This is a genomic window from Sinomicrobium soli, assembly GCF_003285545.1.
In the GTDB taxonomy this organism is placed as follows: Bacteria; Bacteroidota; Bacteroidia; order Flavobacteriales; family Flavobacteriaceae; genus Sinomicrobium.
The window spans coordinates 90760-109970 of the sequence record NZ_QLNV01000005.1 but is presented as its reverse complement, the minus strand read 5'-3'; the positions used below and the strand labels follow the sequence as shown (position 1 = coordinate 109970).

Below are 19211 nucleotides of genomic sequence, written 5' to 3'. Positions count from 1 at the left end.
TGTGTCGGCTGTTCATGATACATCAACTGCGAAGCCGGAGAGGTTCGCAGGGCGGTTCATGCTTCCGTCAAAACAGATCATACTTTATTCCGAAAGTGATCCTCCTGCCGTAATACTCCATCTGCATGGTACGGTTTTTCACTCCCTGGTAGAAACGCAGGGGCTGGTTGGTGATATTGTTCACATCGGCATAGATACGCAGGTTTTTGTTTATGGTGAGCGAAGCGTTGAAATCGAGAAAAAACTGCTGGTCGTAATAGCGGTCTTCGAAACTGTCGCCTCCGAGTTCATCAAGATAAGCCCCGGAATAATTTGCAGAGATCCGGGCCCCGATCTTCTTGCCGGAATAAGACAAAGAACCGTTGAACATATGCGGGGCAGAACCGGGCAGATCGAGGTCACCGCGTTCATCGCCGTCTTCATTGGTAACTCCTTTGGCATTGGCCTCAATATAGGTATAGTTGAGGTAGATCCCCAGGTTCCTGCCAAAACCCGGCAGAAAATCCAGCTGGCGCTGAAATGCAGCCTCCAGACCGAATATACCTGCTTTATCCCCGTTCAGCGGCTGAAAGCGTTTATAGCCCGTAGCCTCATCTTCGGTGACAAATGTATAGACAAAGTCTTTCAGGTCTTTGTAGAACACCCCTCCGGACACGATCCCCACAGACCGGAAGTAGTGTTCGCCCATGAAGTCAAAGTTCATGGAAGTGGTAGGTTCGAGATCAGGATTTCCCAAAAAGACCTCCTCGTCTTCGCGCACGATCTGCTCGTAAGGAGCCAGGTCTATGTAATTGGGCCTCGAAAGCGTATTGGTCCACGCCAGCCTGAGTACGGTATTGTCGTTTACATTATACCTGAAGTGCAGCCCGGGAAGTATGTTGACATAGTTGTTCTTATCCGACAGGGTATTGCTTCCGGCAAATTCCCCTTCCTCATCGAGGACCACCTCATTTCCTTCACTTTCCACCCAGGTATTTTCCACACGAACCCCGGCCAGCAGGCTCAGCTTGTCCGATAATTTCTGATTGGCCATGATATAACCCGCAACGACATTTTCCTTTACCTTAAAATTTTCCCCGAGGTAATCTCCTTCGAGGTCCTCTTTCTCAAAAAGGCTTGCATCTGAAAATTGCAGGGCTCCGAGATAGGTTGCAGCGGTAAAGGTGCCGGGAACATATTGCTTTCCCGCGAGAAAGTCGTTGTCATTGTAGTGCACCAGATCCGTATCGGCCATGGTTTCCAGGTCAAATTCCGGGTTGTATCCGGCCAATTCCAGGGTGTTGGATTTATCTTTAAAACGTCCCCTGACCCCGAATTTGACAGTTCCGCTGCCGTATCCGAAAAAATCGGCCGGTATTTCTGCATTGATAAAAGCATTGATATCCCTTTCCCTGGCCTCTGAAGTCTCTTCCCCGAAGGAATCAAAGGCATAATCTGTTGCCGAAAGCGATGTCAGGGCGCGGTGGACGGGTTTGCGGGTATTGAGTCCGTTCTCTACGGTATACGGATCGCTCACAAAGGCATAACCCCTCTCCTGTGGTTTTCTTTCCCTGGCCTCGGAATATGCCGTCATCCAGTCCAGCTTTATTTTTCCCATAAGGTGGTCCCCGCCGAGAGTGTAATTCTGCATACGCTGTTCTTCCAGGCGGCGGCTTTTGCCTCTCCGGGAATCTACCCCTCCCTTCAGCGACCTTTCGCCTTCCACCGGAAACCGCACCAGGTTATTTCCGGTATCCACTTCAAAATCTGCAGGGCCGATATCCTCCCCGTCCAGGATCTCCGTTGTCGAAGTATAACGGTTTTCCCGGTCGTCCCTCCAGTTGTACATAGACTTGAAGTAAATGCTGTTATCCGCGTTAAAATTGTATTCGAAGTTGGCAGATATGCTTCGGCGAATACGCTGTACCAGGTATTTCCGGACCTCCACTTTGGACGCGTAAGGGTGGACACCGGCCAGCTCCAGGTTATCTTCATCGCCATTATTGTATTCCAGTTCGTCACTCCATTCGGCCTCTACATTATCGCTCCCGAAGTCGTTATCATTGACGGATGCAGATAACATCCAGCCGAATTTTTGGTTTTTACTGCGGTCGCCGAGCAAAAACGATCCGTTCAGGATGCGTTTATCTGTGATGGTATTGATCCCGGAACCCGCCGTGGCAGACAGCCTGAAGTCTCCCGGAGCAGAGCGTGTAACCAGGTTTACCGATCCTCCGAGGGCATCAGCATCCATATCGGGCGTCACGGCCTTGCTTACCTCAACGGTCTGTATCATGTCTGAAGGGATCAGGTCCATCTGTACATTCCGGTTATCTCCCTCGGCAGACGGGATCCGGGTCCCGTTAAGGGTAACCGAATTCAGCTGCGGGGCCAGTCCGCGTATTATGATGTCACGTGCTTCCCCCTGGTCTATTTTCATGGTAATTCCGGGAACGCGTTTTATCGCATCCCCGATATTGGCATCGGGAAACTTGCCCATCTGGTCGGCAGAGATAATATTGGTAATATTCTGCCGGTTTTTCTGGGTATTCAGTGCCTTGGCCTGGCTTCCGAAACCGTACCCGGTAAGGACAACCTCATCGAGCTCCGTATTCTCTTCGGTAAGAGATATTTCCATACTTACCGTTTTTCCCGGAGTAACTTCGATCTCCCGGGTTATGGCCTGATAGCCGAGGTAATGTACAGAAAGCGTATGAGTACCGGCAGATACGTCTACAAAGACAAAATCCCCGTCGAGGTCAGTCACCGTGCCCTTGTTCAGGTCATCGATCAATACGGTGGCACCCGGGACGTACAACCCGGTGTCATCGGTGATAACTCCCCTGATATTTCCCGATTGCTGTGCTTGCACATACACGGGAAACAGGAGGACAGGGAGTGCTGCAAAAAGCAGTTTAAAGTAGTGTTCCAATTTCATTTTTTTGGTTTTGATTACAACCCAAAAGTATGTATACCAATATTTTGCAAACAAAAAACACGAGCAACAAACAGGAAACAAGCTTACATACGGAGAGATACTTGGAGGCAACATTTACGGTTTGTTCACACACAGGTAACATTTACTGAAGAAAGGCTGTTTTTGAAGAAAAAATTTTTCAGAATTCCATCAAAAAACCGACTAACTCCTGTTTGGGCGGAATGGGGAGTTTTTTACGCAGGCGGTACCTGGCCACCCGGACGCTATCCGGTGTGACCCGGAGTATGGGGGCAATCTCTTTGGAAGACAGGTTCAGGCGGAGCAGCATGGCAAGGCGAAGTTCGGCAGACGAAAGTTTTTCCGTGGCGACAGCTGACAGTTTCCTGAAAAATCCGGGGTGTATGTCTTTGAAAAAGCCCATGAACTCGTCCCATTCCTCTTCTATCTGAAGATTGTTGTCCAATTCCCTTGCCAGTGATCTTACCCTGGCGTGGGCATCCATCTGTTTCCGGGAAGCTATTTTTTTAAGGGCGGAGGCGGTGTCGGCGACAAGCTTGTTTTTCTGGGCCATGTTCAGACTATACCTGGACAACGCTGCGGTTTTCAGGCTGATCTCATCCTGTAACCTGCGTTCTTCCGTTTCTTTCCGGTCCAGTTCTGCACGCAGCAAATGCTGCCGGTATTCCTGCAGTTTCACTTTCATCTGCCGCTTTCTCGAACGATATACATACGCAAAGCCGCCGAGAGACAGGAGTGCGATTGCCGTGACCAGTATAAGGTTGCGATTGGCCGTTATGACTTCATTCCGATGCTCCAAAACCCTGATCTGGGCTTCCTTCTGGTTAATATCATACGCGGCCTGTAACGTATTGAAACTATTGATGTCCCGGTTTTCATTCAGTTCCTTGTACATGGCATCATACACCGCCAGGTGCTCATAGGCCTTGCGGTAGTCTCCCATTCCGGCATAGGCTTCCGAAAGGTCCTGATGTGCGCTTTTCTGCTGATGGAGATCATTGTTCCGCTCTGCCATCTGCAATGCCTTTGAAGTATATTCCAGCGCCCTGGTATGGTTACCCGTTTTCCTGTACACATCTCCCATGTTGTTCAGCACACCGGTCTGTGCCTCATCGTCCCTCCCTTCAAAATAGGACAGGGATCTGGCAAAATGTTCGAATGCGATATCGTATTGCCTGAGATCTTCGTACACACTTCCTATATTTTCATGAACAAAGGCGATCCCGCGGCTGTCGCCGATCTGTTCAAACAATTCCAGGCTTTGCTGCTGGTGTTCCAGGGCCTTGAGATAATTCCCTTCCTTTTCCGCACAGGTTCCGAGAAGCCCCTCCGCCCTGGCCTGGCCCTTCTTGTAACCGGTTTGCAGGGCAATAGCCTTGCTTTGCTCCAGGTATTGCCTCGCCTTCGAAAATATTTTCAGCGACAGGTATATCTCCCCGATCTTGCGGTTCAACACACTGTGAACACTGTCCTGCCGTGTTCCGGAAAGGGTTCCCAGGGCCTCGTTATACCGGGCAATGGCTTCGGTAAAAACCTCGTTTTTCCGGTAAAAATCCCCGAGGCGGATATGCTTCTGTGCCATAATCCCGGTGTCCCCCTGCCGTATGGCCTTCTTCAGCTCGCTTTTATACGCAGTGAGCAGGGAATCCCGAAATGTATGCAGCGTGTGCGTTTCTGCTTTTGTTCCCTGTCCCGGGCAGAAAAAGGGCAGGAACAGAAGCAGTATGATCTTATAAGTACTATACAAACCGTTACCGTGTTATGGAAGCTGTTTAAGCTTTTATTGAACCGTAAAAGATAAAGTGCCCTTGTTAAGTTTAGGTGAGATCTTTTTTATCTTATGTTTAACAAAGCAAAAGCATTTATTCCCCCGCAAAAGATATTCCGGGAATCAAAGGGATCTGCCGGATTTTTCTGTATATTTGATCAAAGGACCATTCAAATCATTCCCTTCCTTTCATGAAAAACACCGTTAAGAAAAACATTAGTTCCGATATTGCATCCAGCCTGCTGATGCTGGTACTGATCGTATTTATCTGCTATACCCTGCAGAGTGTTATTGTACCCATACTTTTTTCCATCATATTCTCCGTGCTCCTGTACCCTTTATGCCGGAGACTGGAAAACAAAGGAATGGCGCGTTCCTGGGCTTCGATCACTTCATTAATACTCGGTGTACTGGTGATACTGGGCATCGGGTATCTCCTGGTATCGCAGACCATCAACATAGGGAATAATGCGGCGGACATTGCCAGCAAGATACAGGGCGTAGCCGACAAACTGCTCGACTGGCTTTCAGACAAACTGCATGTCTCTTCCTACGAACTGGTGTCCCAGGGCAAGGAAAAGCTTTCCGACAGCATGTCGGACATGGGAAGCTACCTCACAAGAACCCTCAGCTCGATCGGCAACTCCCTGTCATCGGCCATACTGGTTCCCATCATGGTCTTTTTTTTCCTTTATTACCGCGTTTTTTTCAGGGATTTTTGTTTCCGCGCCTTTTCATCCACTCCGAAAGCAGTCATAGAAGAAGGGCTGGAAAAGATTTATTTCGTCCTTAAAAGCTACCTGGTGGGGCTGGTTACCGTTATGGGGATAGTGGCCGTACTCAACACCATAGGCTTGTATATTCTGGGAATAGAATACGCCTGGTTTTTCGGTATCCTTGCAGCTTTGCTGACCATTTTTCCGTATATCGGCATTTTTATAGGGTCTATTATTCCGGCGTTTTTTGCGCTGGCCACCAAAGACAGTGGCTGGTATGCCGTCGGGGTTATCATATGGTTCCAGATCGTACAGACCCTGGAAGGAAACTTTATCACTCCGAATATCGTAGGGGGCAAGGTAAGCCTCAACCCGCTGGTGTCATTGCTCTCACTGTTTCTCGGCGGCATGCTCTTCGGCCTGATGGGAATGATCCTGGCCCTGCCGCTACTGGCCATGCTCAAGGTCATTTTCGATATTATCCCGCAGACCCAGCCGTACGGATTCCTGCTCAGCGAACCGGACAAGGCGCATCTGCTGACCGCGAGACAAAAGAAAAAAGCCGAAAAAAAGAAAGAGGAAAATGACGGGGGGGAATAAGCGGTCTGCCGGACCCGGCCGTGACAAGAGCTATAATTTCCCATGACAAGCCCGTATCACACCAGTTCCCGGATCTTCCTGCTTACCGATTCCGGGTCTATGGTCTGCATGACCTCTTCATAGCCCTCGGGAACCGTTTTGCCGTATACGGAAGTGGGAATGAGCGGATACTTCTCCCTGTCCGAAAGCAGTGCATTGGCTTTCGGCTGACCTATGGGATAAAAGCCGGCATAAGGATGTGTTACCCCCCAGAGGGTTATGGTCTTTACCCCGTACATCGCCGCCAGGTGGGCATTACCACTGTCCATGGCCACCATGACATCGAGATTGGAGATCAGTTGCAGCTCTTCCCGGAAAGACAGCTTTCCCGCCACACTGGTCACATTGCGGTACCGCCCTTCCAGTAGTCCCAGAACCCGTATCTCTTCCTCTCCTCCTCCGAAAAGCAGGATATTATACCCGTCACGATCCAGCCCGGCTATGACCTTCTCCATCAAATCCGGGGGATACCTCTTTCCGCCGAAAGCGGCAAAAGGAGCTATTCCTATAAGCTTCCCCTGTTCCGTTTTCTCCGCATCCAGGCCGGTTGCCGTGATAACGGTCTCCCCGAGCGGTTCTTTGGGCCGGAAAACGGGGTGCTCCATATCGATGCTATATCCGAGTTTCCCAAAGACATCGGCATAGCGTTGGTGGGTTGTCTTAAGCGGTTTAAGGACCTTGTTCCGGGAACGGGTAAGCGCCTTCTTTTCTTTTCGCCCCTTGTCGATCTGTACTACAGGAAAACCGGACATTCGGAAAAATATCCTGAGCATATTACTGCGAAGTACATGGTGAAGATCGGCAACGGCACCGATCCCCGTCTTTTTAAGCTCCCGGTATAAACGGTAAAGCCCTCGTATCCCCTTGTGCCTTCCCCTGACATCCGCTGCGTAAAAATTCAGCCGGGGTATCCCATCAAACACAGGCCTGAAAAATTCCCTCGAAAGTACGGTAAGCTCCAGGCCGGGGTATTGCCGTAGCAGGGTCATCAGCACGGGCACGGTCATGGCAACATCACCCATGGCCGATAACCTTATGACCAGCAGGTGTTCCGTCCCGTTTCCGGGAGATCCTTTTTTCAGGGGGGCAGACGGTTGTGTATTCACCTTTCGAATTTTCCGGGGAACGTTCCTATTTCCTGTTCTGGTACAACACAGGGTTCAGCTCCTCATCATTATACATTTTCATCTGCTTGTACACTTTCATGTATTTTTTCCCGGAGGCTATATCGTCCAGGAGCTGGTCTATGGCCGTAGAGAGATCCTTACGCTGTTCCAGCAGCACGCCGAGCTTTTCACGGCATTTCGCCTTGTGTGTTTCTGAGGCATCCTCCCGGCGGGCCTCCTCATCCATATGATAGATCTTGAGTGCCAGTATCGAAAGCCGGTCTATGGCCCAGGCAGGGCTCTCCGAATTAATGGTTGCACCCGGCAAGGGGGTTACCCCCCTGTATTCGTTCAGGAAATAACTGTCGATATACTCCACGGTATCCGTGCGGTCCTGGTTGGAAGCATCGATCTTCCGTTTCAGGTCGAGGGCGTCTACAGGATCGATCTCCGGGTCCCGGATAATATCTTCGTAGTGCCACTGTACGGTATCTATCCAGTTTTTACGGTACAGCAGGTGTTCTATCCTGTCTTTGGGATAGGGGTTTACAAAAGGCTGGTATACCTCGTCCAGCTCGTGATACTTGTGTATGCTCTCTTCAAAAATGGCATAGGCCAGTGCACTGAAATCCATAGTTCTGTTTTTTTATAATCTGTGCGGAAACCGTTTCCCTGCTCCAGAAATAACCTGCTTTCGCAAAACCGGGACTGCTTCCCGGGCAAAGATACGCAGAACCGTTCAATATGCCTTTTCTTCTCCCTGAATGGCATTGAGAACGGTTTGCCCGATAATTTTTATATCCAGGGCCAGCGACCAGTTTTCTATATAGAATATATCGAATTTCACCCGGTTTACAATATCGGCTTCCGTTTCTATTTCACCGCGGTACCCCCTGGTCTGCGCCAGACCGGTAATGCCCGGTTTTACAAAATGGCGCACCATATACTTGTCGATCTGCTGGCCGTACAGGTTGGTGTGCTTTACCATATGGGGCCGGGGGCCCACCACCGACATCTGTCCCAGGAAAACATTGTAAAACTGGGGAAGTTCATCAATACTCGTTCGCCTGATAAACCTGCCCACCCGCGTAATCCTCATATCTCCTTTGGTAGCCTGCTTTTTATCGGCATCCCCCGTCATGGCCATGGAACGGAACTTGTAACAGTAGAATTCCCGTGAATTGACGCCATGCCTGCGCTGGCGAAAGAAAACAGGGCCGCTTGATTCCAGCTTTATCACAAGCGCCAGCAGGGGCGTGAGCCAGGAGAGTACACATACGATAACCACCGTAGAAAATACCAGGTCAAAAAAACGCTTTACGAAGGCATTAAGGGGGTCTTCGAGGGGAATGTCCCGAAGCGACAGTATCGGGATATAATCGTAATATTCGAATTTGAGTTTTTTGGCAAAAATATTCTTGTTGTCCGGGATGAATTTCAGCAGCTTCATGTTGTTGTCGGCAAAATCTATCAGGTCCAGCATTTCCTGGTCCCTCACCTCTGCGATGGAACAGTAGATCTCGTCAATGTCGTGATCAATCACATAATTGTAAAGGGTAAACAGGTCGTCGCCTTCGTCCAGGGAAAACTGCCTTTTGAATTCATACCCGAATTCCAGCCTGGAATTAAAGACATCTATCAGCTGCTGCGTTTTCTTGTTGTCGCCCAGGACTACCACACGGCGGGTATTTCCCTTAAAAAAGGCCCGGTACCGCAGGAGGAGTACGTAGGTAAGGACTTTCAGGGAGGAAATGATCACAAAATTAAATGCAAAGAATTCTGCCAGGGCCAGCCTGCTCATATTGGGCTGCTTAAAAAAGCCGATAAACGCATACAGCACGAGAAAAAAGAACACGAACTGCTGAAAGATAAGGGTAAGTACCCTGGTGAGCTTGGCGTAGCGCTGAACCTCATAAAACTCGGTCTTCAGGGAAATGATCATCCATGCCAGGGTGAGATAGGCATGAAAGAGATAGGGGTTGACAAAATTAATGGGCAGTATCATGGCCAGTACGTTAATGACCAGCAGATCCATAATGTAATTTATGGGCTTGATATACATGGAATATCGGCCTGCCTTGTATTTCATTTAGTTTATTAGTTTATTAGTTCTTAGTCTGTCATTCAGACCGAAGGGAAGAATCTACACCCTGGCCCAAAGAAATTTCAACAACATAACGGAAGCGCCGGAGATTCCTCCCCGACCGAAAAGGCCGGGACAGGCTCTATCGTCGGAATGACAACTTCCGACTTCCGTCCATTTCGTCATTTGTAAACCAATGATGGGTTAATATGTTTCTCAAATGTCTTGCGGCACAAAAATTCTTTACCCAAATCAACTCCTTTCCTCTTTGTCCAAGATACCGGTTTGCGGGTTTCGTTGCGAAATTTTACCGTTTAATATGAGATGAAAAATCCTTGTGTTCTTTTTTGCGGAGCTCCTCCGGAGAGAGCCTGGAAAAATACTCGTAGGTCCGCCGCATCCCTTCGGCCCGGTCTACCTCAGGTTCCCATTGCAGTATTTCCCGTGCCCTGCCGATATCCGGCTGACGCTGCATGGGGTCGTCCTGCGGCAGCGGCCGGTATACAATGCCCTGTTCGGTTCCCGTAAGCTTTATGATCTCTTCGGCAAATTCCCTGATCGTGATCTCCTCCGGGTTCCCGATATTTACCGGGTTGCTGTAATCGCTGAACAACAGGCGGTAAAGCCCTTCCACCTGGTCGTCGATATAGCAGAAAGAACGGGTTTGCGCTCCGTCTCCGAAAACCGTAAGGTCCTCTCCCCTGAGGGCCTGCCCCATAAAGGCGGGGATTACCCTGCCGTCGTTGAGCCTCATGCGGGGTCCATAGGTGTTGAATATCCTCGCTATACGGGTTTCGATACCGTGAAAGCGATGGTAAGCCATCGTCATGGATTCCTGAAACCGCTTGGCTTCGTCATAGACCCCTCTCGGGCTGATCGTGTTGACATTCCCGTAATAGTCTTCCGATTGCGGGTGTACCAGGGGATCTCCGTAAACCTCGGAAGTGGACGCGATCAGTATCCTGGCCCGCTTGTCTTTGGCCAGCCCCAGGAGATTGTGAATTCCGAGAGAGCTCACTTTAAGCGTCTGTATGGGGATCTTGAGATAATCTATAGGACTGGCCGGGGAAGCAAAATGCAGGATATAATCCAGCGTTCCCTGGACGTGGACAAATTTGGTCACATCGTGATGATGGAACTCAAAATTCTCCAGCGGGAGCAGGTGGGAAATATTTCCCATATCCCCCGTAATGAGATTGTCCATTCCTATGACGTAAAAACCCCGGGACACAAAACGGTCGCACAAGTGCGACCCGATAAATCCGGCAGCACCGGTAATCAATACTCTTTCCATGATCAGGATACTTGAATGTATAGCTCGTGGCCTCCAGGCGCAATCGGTTTTTCCGAAGGGTTAAAGATAATATATTTTAAGTATCTTATGACGGCTACAGCCGGCAACCGGAAATTCAGGGTGCCGCAATGATCCTACGGAACTGTAAATTTTTAACATTGAAGCGTAGTATTTTATTAAAGAAAACGATACTTTAGTGGTTCCGGCTTAAAGCGGGGTATTCTCTATGGCCCAATCTCCAAAACCAAATGCCGGATCGCTGAAAATAAAATATTTAGACCATGCAGAAAGATCTACTGGACAAGACCTTATCGCCCATAAACAGATTCATGCATTACGAACATGCCGGGGGTATTGTATTGTTCCTGGCCGTAATCGCTGCCCTGATTCTTGCCAATTCGCCCCTGGAACACGCTTATAACGAATTCTGGGAGACCCCGCTGGATATCAGGTTTGCAGACTTTCATCTCGATTACACCCTGCACGAATGGATCAACGACGGGCTCATGGCCATGTTTTTTTTTGTGGTGGGGCTTGAGCTTAAACGCGAAATGATCGGCGGGGAACTGGCATCCTTCGAAAAGGCCCTCCTTCCCTTTATAGCTGCCCTGGGAGGGATGCTCGTTCCTGCGGCCATATATATTTCCATGAACCATAACCTGCCGTCTGCCGATGGCTGGGGAATTCCCATGGCTACCGATATCGTATTTACCCTTGCCCTTCTCGGGCTGGTCAGCAAACGGGTGCCTCTTGCTGCCAAGGTTTTCCTGGTGGCCCTGGCTACCGTAGACGATCTCGGCGCTGTTATTGTTATCGCCCTTTTTTACAGTTCGAGCCTCTCTCTTGTGAACCTGTCCATAGGACTTGTCATTCTCGGGATATTGCTCATCGGCAATTTCATGGGGGTAAGAAACATCCTCTTCTATGCCATTCTCGGTATAAGCGGCGTATGGCTCGCCTTCCTGCTATCGGGAGTGCATGCCACCATAGCGGGGGTGCTGGTAGCCTTTGCCATTCCCGCGCGAACCAAGGTCGATGAGAACGAGTATTCCAGCCATATCCAGGGGCTCATGCACCGGTTTAACCGGGAAATCCCGCTCAAAGGCCCTTTGACCACCCCGGTACAACACAGTATCATAGAACAGATAAAAGAGGTGAGCTATGCGGCACAGACCCCGCTGCAAAAACTGGAGACGGCATTACACCCCTGGGTAAACTTTCTGGTCATCCCCCTGTTTGCCCTTTCCAACGCGGGAGTGGCCGTAGGCGGCAATTTCCTGGATGATATCGCAAATCCCGTAAGTCTCGGGGTCATTGCCGGGCTGGTGGCCGGAAAATGCCTGGGGATATTCTCTTTCACCTGGCTGATGTCTAAACTGAAGATTACACGATTACCCGAAAATACGGGATGGAGACACGTTCTGGGACTATCCCTTCTTGCAGGTATGGGCTTTACCATGTCCTTGTTTGTCACCAACCTTGCCTTTAACGACAACGAGATGATCAACCAGGCCAAATACGGTATTTTACTCGCCTCTGCCATTGCTGCCATACTCGGGGTGCTCGTTCTGAAAACAACCGGAAAAACAAAGGGAGAGACCGATTCCTGAAAAGACCGGATCCTGAGACTCATCAGGAGCTTGTTCCTGTCCTGTACCGACAACACCAACACCTTCGCATCCTCCGGAAGAGCCTTACGTGTTGACGACAAACTGGTTATGATTTTAGTGGAACAGGAGAGAATAAGTACGGCGGTGAGAAGGAGGGTTAGTGTTTTTTTCATGGGTTGGGATTTATATTAATATTATCTTATTCTGACAAATTACATTTCCTCTGAAAACTTAAGGGAATAAAAATTCATGTTCTCTTGCTTCAACTAAATTAATTATTGTTAGTAATAATTGTTTAGTTCTTATTTTTGTAGAAAAAATTGAAAGTCGTACATATTGTTGAGGCATTAGGAGGAGGGGTATACTCTTATCTGAAAGACCTCGGAGAATACTTTCGAAACCACAGTTCCGGAAGGATAGAAAATTACTTGATATACAGTGCCAACAGAAAGGAAACTGATTCTCAGAAAATCCGCTCTGAATTTTCTACACACTTTGAACTTATAGAAGTTTCAATGGTAAGGGAAATCTCCTTTTTTAAGGATGTCCATGCCCTTTATTCTCTGGTCAGATTACTAAAAAAAATTGACCCGGACATCATCCACTTACACTCTTCAAAGGCTGGTGCTCTTGGCAGAATAGCAAATGCTTTTACATCAAAAAAAAGAGTTGTATACTACTCTCCTCATGGTTATTCTTTTGTCCGTACAGATATTTCAAAATCCAAAAGAAAGCTTTTTTGGCTTATTGAAAAATGTATGACCCTTTTTTTCGGGGGGACTACTATTGCCTGCGGCGATACAGAACAAGAATATGCCAGGCAAATAGGACCTGCCATCCTTATCAGGAACGGGATTGACATCAAGACCATAATCAAAAAAAACAAGGAGAAAAACAGACCCTATACCATAGGTACCATAGGGAGGATTTGTCCACAGAAACACCCAGAGCTATTTAATTGCATTGCACTGAAATTCCCTGAAATTCAATTTATATGGATCGGTGACGGGGACCAGAGGTCTTTGTTAAACTCCCCCAATATTAGTATTACCGGATGGCTTCCCAGAGAAACCGCTCTTGACCTGGTGAATGATTTTCATATCTATATTCAGACCTCTCTATGGGAGGGACTGCCATATACCATCATTGAAGCTATGGCTTTAGAAAAACCGGTTATTGCAACTAATGTCATAGGAAATAAGGATGCCGTAGAAGACGGATTTTCAGGTTATCTGTGTTCTGATATAAGCGAATTTGAAAAAGCGATTACAACAATTAGGGAAACTCCCTCTCTCGAACAAAGGATGGGGTCCAGGTCAAGACTCAGGGCTGAAAAATTGTTTAATAAAGACGTGAATTTCAAACAGTTGGAAGATCTTTACCTGAATAGACATTAAAAGCTCCGTTCATAAATATCGCTAACATCCCGAAAGCATAGCACCCCAGCTGTCTGTGGAGCATATTTTCCACCGTCAAGAAACAGAGAAATGCTATAATCACTGACCAGAACCAAAACCTGTTTCTATCCTCCTTCACTCCTTTCAAAATAATTATAATTATTAGCAAAATGAATAAAAACAACCCTACCCACCCATGCGAAAGTAATATATCTATAAATTGATTATGGCTATTAAACTTTTTGGTATTATAATATTCTCTCTTGGAGGGGTTCTCTATCGATGTGTTATAACAATCGACCAAATACGTCACCGCCATACCAAAACCTCCCAGGCCAAATGCCTTGCTATACCCGGAGCCTCTCTCCATAACGTCAAAACTACACGGCCATATAGTAAATCTCGGTTCATAATTTTTCATTGTACTCACGATTTCTGTAACCGACCCATTCAGATAAAAGCGCTCTTTTATGCTATCACCAGACAATAAAAATATTGTAAAAGCAGTAATCAACACAAGCGGTACCCATAATTTTCTTCTTTTCATTCTTCGGAGGCATAGTGCTCCTATACCTCCAACTATTAAAAGAGTTAACAGAGACATTCTTGCCGAGATAAACAGGATAAAAAAGACAGAGAGAAAAGAACTGACTAAAAACACTATTTTGATTTTCTTCTTCTTACTCTCAAAAAAGATATACCAGGAAATGATTGTTGATAAAACACATACAAACCCCATATAAGGACGTTCCAACAGCAATATCTCATTTACGTACCCGGTATTCCCAAAAGGCAATTCACCAGTATGAATAAAAAAATCCAATGTGTTAATTCCCGATACCAGTATACTGCATTGTACTCCCAAAACGAAAAAATACAATAATCTTTGTATGTTGGTCGCAAGGGAAAAAACAAAAAATAAAATTACAATTATACCCATTCTGAGAAGTATATCTATCTCATTGTGGAATTCTCCTCTCAATATACTGTTTAGGAAGAAAAAAAATAGCAATATTGGGGGAAACATATATGTAATTTCATTGAACGGTCTAACCCCTGTCTCCTTAACCTTCCACACAAACAAAGGTAACATGAGAAGAAGAATCAGGTTCGGTATTGCCGTGGATAAGGGAATGAAGAATAATAACAGAGAGCACAGCCAGTTATAGACTTCATCCTTATTAAGTTTTATTCCCATATCCTTTGAGTTTTGATTTTACAAATAAAACAATACGGTATGGCACAAGACAGATAATGATATTTCTTATTAGCCCATATACCGCATACCATCTGAACCTAAAATTCCGGATGATCAGTTTTATCCGGTTTTTCACCTGTTCCTTCCTTTTCCTTATCGACAACCCATAAGGATTTATCTCACAAAACACCAGATATTCAGGGATATTCGCACCCTTATAATATTTCAGAACCTCAAAAAAGAAAGCGTAATCTTCTGCTGCCTTATAGTTTACAGGATATTCTCTGACCTTATCCAGCACCTCCCTTCGAAACATAATTGTGGGATGAATAAACATGCTATTCAGAAACATCTTTTTTTGTATACTCTCATTATTTACCGGCAACTCCAGGTTATAAACAAACTTATTATTCATGTCTAAGAACCGAACGAAAGAACCTACAATTCCGATGTCTTTATTCTTTTGTAAAAAGCTTTTTTGGATGGCAAATCGGTCAGGCACACACACATCCCCGCAATCAAGCCTCGCAATAAAAGTATAGCCGCGGTCATATGCGTAAGCAAGTCCTTTGTTTAAGGCATGTTCAATCCCCCTGTTTCCGTCCAGGTAACAATAATTTATATTCAGATTAGAGGATACATTTTGTGCTATAACAGCATCATCTATTCTACCCTCTGTACTCCCATCATCTACGACCAGAACATCTAAAGGCTCTTTTTCTTTTACAGATTTGAGCGATCTCAACAATCCCTGAGGATTGTTGAAATGAGGAATAAGCAATAACAGATCAGATTTTTTCAATTCTAAAAACTTTACCGGATTGTTTCTTCTCTTTTTGAAGGTGGATTAGTAAGGCGATACAGACCCAAAACCCGAAAATTCTAAAGGTGTCTATCTGCATCCAGTTAATGATATATCCTACTATAGAGACCAAAAGAACGATCGCCATAACACGATTAAGTCCTTCTTCATATTTCACTGCTCGCTTTAATTTCACAACAGCCAGCCACAAGAGTATTAAAAACATTAATAATCCCAGAACCCCTGTTTCGGCCAGTAACCTGATATACAAGTTGAACCCTGGAGGAAAAGATCGCTCTTCTTCGTTAAGGTACATCAATTCGAATTCATAATTATCTTTGGTAGCCCATAATGGATAATGCTCACGACTATAAAAAGCCTGTTGACCAAAGCCTACTCCAAAAATGGGATGCTCTTCAAAAACTTTTAGATTGGCATATTGCATTCCGAATCTTGTTTTGTTGGATACACTCTTGGTAAGGTTTTCCTTGAAATTCAGGGTTGAAAGCTTATCAGATATTGCTGTTAATGCTCCTCCTCTTGTTATTATAATTACAAAAATGAAGCCAGAAAACATCAGGGTCGCCAAGTAAAGAATATACTTTCTATATTTTTTCATATGCAGTACAACTCCCAAAAAGCATAAAAGCTGGATACCAATAACGATTAATGCAGTTCTCGATCCGGAAAAATATGTTAACAGCACAACCCCAATGGTAGGCAGAAACCGAAGCCAGCTTTTACTCGTAAGAATATAACTGAACATCCATGCTGCTATTGTAATCAGGTATATTGCGAGGAAAGGAGGCTCAAACGAGACAGAAGATATCCTTCCATTATTAAGGTCCAGTCTCACCTCTGTAAAGGGAAAATAATCAAACAGGTGAAGTAGGGAAAGTAAATAATCTTTTTTAAAAACAACAATTAGAATTTCGATTAATGCATATATCCAAACAAGAATAAAAGAATATAAAAGAACTTTTCTCACTTTTAGAAGTAATACTTCCGTAGTATACTTTTTAAATGCTCCAAGGTAATATATTAACAGGAATACCCCCGAAACCACAAGAACCAGATATTGTTTCAGAAAACGGATAATTCCAGAAGTATGCTTAAAATAACTTTGAAAAATATTATAACTGTTTAAAATACTTGTCAGGAAACAATAAAAAACGAAAATAATGATATAAATAAAAATCTCGTTTTTCAACGGCAACAACACCTTGTTTTTACCCCAGGCGTACAAAAGATATAATACAAGACCCGAAGTAAAAAAAAGAAAGGACGACTCCCTCGAAAACTCACCCAGAAACCCGACTCCTTCGTAAGAATTAAAAGGGATAAAAAAAAGACCAATAAAAAATAATGCGGTATATGTTTTTCTTAAGATCGCCACTCTTGTTTAATTAGATACTATCTCTTTAAAAAATTCCAGTCTTTCTTTCTCTTTTACAGAAGATTCTATTATTCGGATTTCTTCACTGCTAACCGTATAATCTTTATACTTCTGCATAAACTCTCTTATCGCTCTTATATTTTTAAGGTTCCCTGACTTATCCGTTGCTTTAAATACGAAATCAGAATTCCGGAAATCCACATCCCAATGACCGAGAATTACCGGTAGGCCATAAGCGAGATATTCACGGACCTTAAGCGTGCTATCTACATATTTGCCTACCAAATGATTATCAAAAGACCCGATACCGAAGTGACTTCTGGTATATATAACTTCAAGTTCTTCTTTATTCGTCCACCCATAAAAACTAACATTTTTATAGTTTTTCCCCTCATAACCTACAATTCGGAACTCGCATTCCGGCAGCCTTTCAGCTAAACGATAAACTTTGTTTAACCCATGCCATTTCATGTTTTTACTTCCTACAAATACCAGAGATATTTTCTCACCATCAACAGGCTTCTTTTTCCTGTGAAAATCAGCCAACTTAATCCCATTGGAAACAACTACACTTTTCAGACCATATTCTTTCTTATATTTTTCGTAAAATCGCAGTATATCGGGGCTCACCGCCACTAAGCCCTTAACCGCACCTAAGATTCTATTTTTTCCGAACAGGTAAACCTTTTTCTTGATCGTAGAGTAAAACTCCATTTCCATAAAATCGACGGTATTCAGCTCAAGAACAGTATTATACCTTGCCAATACACCCGTAAGACCGGGGTACCATATGTTCTGACGGGCATATAACACATCAGGATTTATTCCTTTTAAATAAGAGGCAATCCTGCTGATGGAACCCATCTTTGTAAGATATGTTTTTACAAAACCGTCAGGTACTAACCTATCCAATATGGTGTTAGAAAAAAAAGAACCCTGTAAATATACTTTTTCATTTTCTTTTTTTCGTGGCCACAAAACGCATATATATACTTCATTTCCCTGCTTTCTCCATTCCTTTACCTGAGCATTGATTTTTTTAACAATTCCCGAATTGATATAGGGGTTTACTTCTAATAGATAAGCAATTTTCATGATTTCTGCTATTATGCATTCAGTTTCTCATAAACAAGTTGCCACATTTCCTCATTCTTCACTATCAATTCCAGATTTGCACTCTTTAACCTATCTATGATTTCTTCTCGTTTCGAAAGAGAGCAGATGAAATTTACCTTTTCATCGAACTTCTCGTCGTCAGGAATCTCAAAAACATATTCTTCTGTGTTATATTCTTCGAATAACATTATATATTTATGAGACCACCCCAAAGAAATACATGGGATATTCTGGGATAATGCTGAAACTAATGCATGATACCTGGAACCTATTACAAAACTTGCCTGTCCGATAATGGATTTTAACTTCACAGGATCTTCTTCATAAAATAGAGATATCCTGTTATTTTCAGGAAAATCATCAACTATTTCCCTCCCCAACTTCATATCTCCGGCTCCTTTATCATGAACAAGAACCAATATATTGCAATCTGTACCCGAAAGGATTTTCTTTATACTCTTCTTTACGTATTTCATATACTCCCCCTCTGGCCAGTATTCTCTGCCTTGATCCAGCATTCTTTCATTAGGAACAATACAGGCAAAATTTTCCTGATCAAACTCTGTTTTTCCCGGTTTTAATCCTATAGTAATATCCGGATATTTTAAAATTTCCGATTTCCGATCCAATTCTTTCAACATCTCAAAGGAATTATTGTCTCGAGCCATAACAAGATCTGCTTTGCTCACCCCCTCTCTCATATACTTTCTTATTATTCTGGAAGAGAACGGGCCAAAAGCCTGGGGTAAGAAAATATACTTCTTCCCCTTTGCTTTTATTTTATTAATCAATCGATGAACATTCAGGACTGCCTGATCTCCCCATTGGTCACTAAAAGCAAAACCCGATATATCGAGAACAGCATCTATGTCATCAAAAGGTAGAGTCCCTCTATATTCTTTTTTCAGATATTTCAGAATATTCCCAAAAAAGAAAAATATATTAAATGATCTATAAGCCGTTACATGTTTCAAAGGAAAATCCATGATTTTATATCCCAAACCTTCTATCTGCTCTTTAGTACCAGAACACGGGCTTAAATACAAAGTATATTCTTCCTTATTTCTAAATTCATCTATGACTGTTTTCATCATCAAATGAGCTCCTTTATTATAGAAGTGAGCTCCTACTACCAATATATTCATTTATCA

14 protein-coding genes are annotated in these 19211 nt (G+C 44.7%); 3 read left to right on the top strand and 11 right to left on the bottom strand.

Features of this window, described 5'->3' with window-relative positions; translation table 11 throughout:
* Positions 1-67: 67 nt before the first annotated feature.
* Together DN748_RS07900 and DN748_RS07895 are read right to left on the bottom strand one after the other, a co-directional pair.
* A complete protein-coding gene (locus tag DN748_RS07900; RefSeq protein ID WP_112371246.1) occupies positions 68-2917 on the bottom strand; it encodes a TonB-dependent receptor in 2850 nt (949 codons plus the stop codon).
* 178 nt (positions 2918-3095) lie between these two features.
* Positions 3096-4682, bottom strand: coding sequence for a tetratricopeptide repeat protein (locus DN748_RS07895; protein WP_112371245.1), 1587 nt, complete (start codon positions 4680-4682; stop codon positions 3096-3098).
* Positions 4683-4894: 212 nt separating this feature from the next.
* Here DN748_RS07895 and DN748_RS07890 point away from each other — a divergent pair, with 212 nt between their 5' ends.
* The gene (locus DN748_RS07890; protein WP_112371244.1) at positions 4895-6019 is read left to right on the top strand and encodes an AI-2E family transporter; all 1125 of its coding nucleotides are present in this window, start codon (positions 4895-4897) and stop codon (positions 6017-6019) included.
* Between the two features lie 56 nt (positions 6020-6075).
* Here the strand turns inward: DN748_RS07890 and DN748_RS07885 are convergent, their stop codons facing one another.
* The 4 genes from DN748_RS07885 to DN748_RS07870 form a co-directional block, all read right to left on the bottom strand.
* Complete coding sequence (locus DN748_RS07885; RefSeq protein WP_317047412.1) at positions 6076-7164, bottom strand: glycosyltransferase family 9 protein; 1089 nt, start codon at positions 7162-7164, stop codon at positions 6076-6078.
* A 25-nt stretch (positions 7165-7189) separates the two neighbouring features.
* Positions 7190-7798 carry a DUF4254 domain-containing protein gene (locus DN748_RS07880; RefSeq protein ID WP_112371243.1) on the bottom strand — a complete coding sequence of 203 codons (609 nt, stop codon included), beginning with the start codon at positions 7796-7798 and terminating at the stop codon, positions 7190-7192.
* 105 nt (positions 7799-7903) lie between these two features.
* Entirely contained in the window at positions 7904-9253 is a 1350-nt protein-coding gene (locus DN748_RS07875; RefSeq protein ID WP_112371242.1) for an undecaprenyl-phosphate glucose phosphotransferase, read from the bottom strand.
* Positions 9254-9554: 301 nt separating this feature from the next.
* Positions 9555-10541: a UDP-glucuronic acid decarboxylase family protein gene (locus DN748_RS07870; protein ID WP_112371241.1), complete on the bottom strand. Its 987-nt coding sequence runs from the start codon at positions 10539-10541 to the stop codon at positions 9555-9557.
* Positions 10542-10822: 281 nt separating this feature from the next.
* Between DN748_RS07870 and nhaA the strand changes: the two genes are divergently transcribed.
* Positions 10823-12151, top strand: coding sequence for a Na+/H+ antiporter NhaA (gene nhaA / locus DN748_RS07865; RefSeq protein WP_112371240.1), 1329 nt, complete (start codon positions 10823-10825; stop codon positions 12149-12151).
* Positions 12152-12471: 320 nt separating this feature from the next.
* Positions 12472-13548 (top strand): glycosyltransferase, encoded by a 1077-nt coding sequence (locus DN748_RS07860; RefSeq protein ID WP_112371239.1) that lies wholly within the window; start codon positions 12472-12474, stop codon positions 13546-13548.
* Here the strand turns inward: DN748_RS07860 and DN748_RS07855 are convergent.
* From DN748_RS07855 to DN748_RS07835, 5 genes are read right to left on the bottom strand one after another with little or no spacing between them, the layout of a single operon-like run.
* The gene (locus tag DN748_RS07855) at positions 13511-14746 is read right to left on the bottom strand and encodes an O-antigen ligase family protein (RefSeq protein WP_112371423.1); all 1236 of its coding nucleotides are present in this window, start codon (positions 14744-14746) and stop codon (positions 13511-13513) included. The genes DN748_RS07860 and DN748_RS07855 overlap by 38 nt on opposite strands.
* Complete coding sequence (locus tag DN748_RS07850; RefSeq protein WP_112371238.1) at positions 14730-15548, bottom strand: glycosyltransferase; 819 nt, start codon at positions 15546-15548, stop codon at positions 14730-14732. The genes DN748_RS07855 and DN748_RS07850 overlap by 17 nt, the downstream gene beginning before the upstream one ends.
* Complete coding sequence (locus DN748_RS07845; protein WP_112371237.1) at positions 15535-16944, bottom strand: O-antigen ligase family protein; 1410 nt, start codon at positions 16942-16944, stop codon at positions 15535-15537. The genes DN748_RS07850 and DN748_RS07845 overlap by 14 nt, the downstream gene beginning before the upstream one ends.
* A gap of 6 nt (positions 16945-16950) precedes the next feature.
* Positions 16951-18039 (bottom strand): glycosyltransferase, encoded by a 1089-nt coding sequence (locus DN748_RS07840; protein ID WP_112371236.1) that lies wholly within the window; start codon positions 18037-18039, stop codon positions 16951-16953.
* 11 nt (positions 18040-18050) lie between these two features.
* A complete protein-coding gene (locus tag DN748_RS07835) occupies positions 18051-19205 on the bottom strand; it encodes a polysaccharide pyruvyl transferase family protein (protein WP_112371235.1) in 1155 nt (384 codons plus the stop codon).
* Positions 19206-19211: the final 6 nt, after the last annotated feature.

What these genes read in the sequence shown, in the direction of transcription:
- DN748_RS07880 (WP_112371243.1), bottom strand. Translation starts at nt 7,798, where the DNA reads ATGGATTTCAGTGCACTGGCCTATGCCATTTTTGAAGAGAGCATACAC.
- DN748_RS07900 (WP_112371246.1), bottom strand. Translation starts at nt 2,917, where the DNA reads ATGAAATTGGAACACTACTTTAAACTGCTTTTTGCAGCACTCCCTGTC.
- nhaA (WP_112371240.1), top strand. Translation starts at nt 10,823, where the DNA reads ATGCAGAAAGATCTACTGGACAAGACCTTATCGCCCATAAACAGATTC.
- DN748_RS07840 (WP_112371236.1), bottom strand. Translation starts at nt 18,039, where the DNA reads ATGAAAATTGCTTATCTATTAGAAGTAAACCCCTATATCAATTCGGGA.
- DN748_RS07890 (WP_112371244.1), top strand. Translation starts at nt 4,895, where the DNA reads ATGAAAAACACCGTTAAGAAAAACATTAGTTCCGATATTGCATCCAGC.
- DN748_RS07875 (WP_112371242.1), bottom strand. Translation starts at nt 9,253, where the DNA reads ATGAAATACAAGGCAGGCCGATATTCCATGTATATCAAGCCCATAAAT.
- DN748_RS07835 (WP_112371235.1), bottom strand. Translation starts at nt 19,205, where the DNA reads ATGAATATATTGGTAGTAGGAGCTCACTTCTATAATAAAGGAGCTCAT.
- DN748_RS07870 (WP_112371241.1), bottom strand. Translation starts at nt 10,541, where the DNA reads ATGGAAAGAGTATTGATTACCGGTGCTGCCGGATTTATCGGGTCGCAC.
- DN748_RS07855 (WP_112371423.1), bottom strand. Translation starts at nt 14,746, where the DNA reads ATGGGAATAAAACTTAATAAGGATGAAGTCTATAACTGGCTGTGCTCT.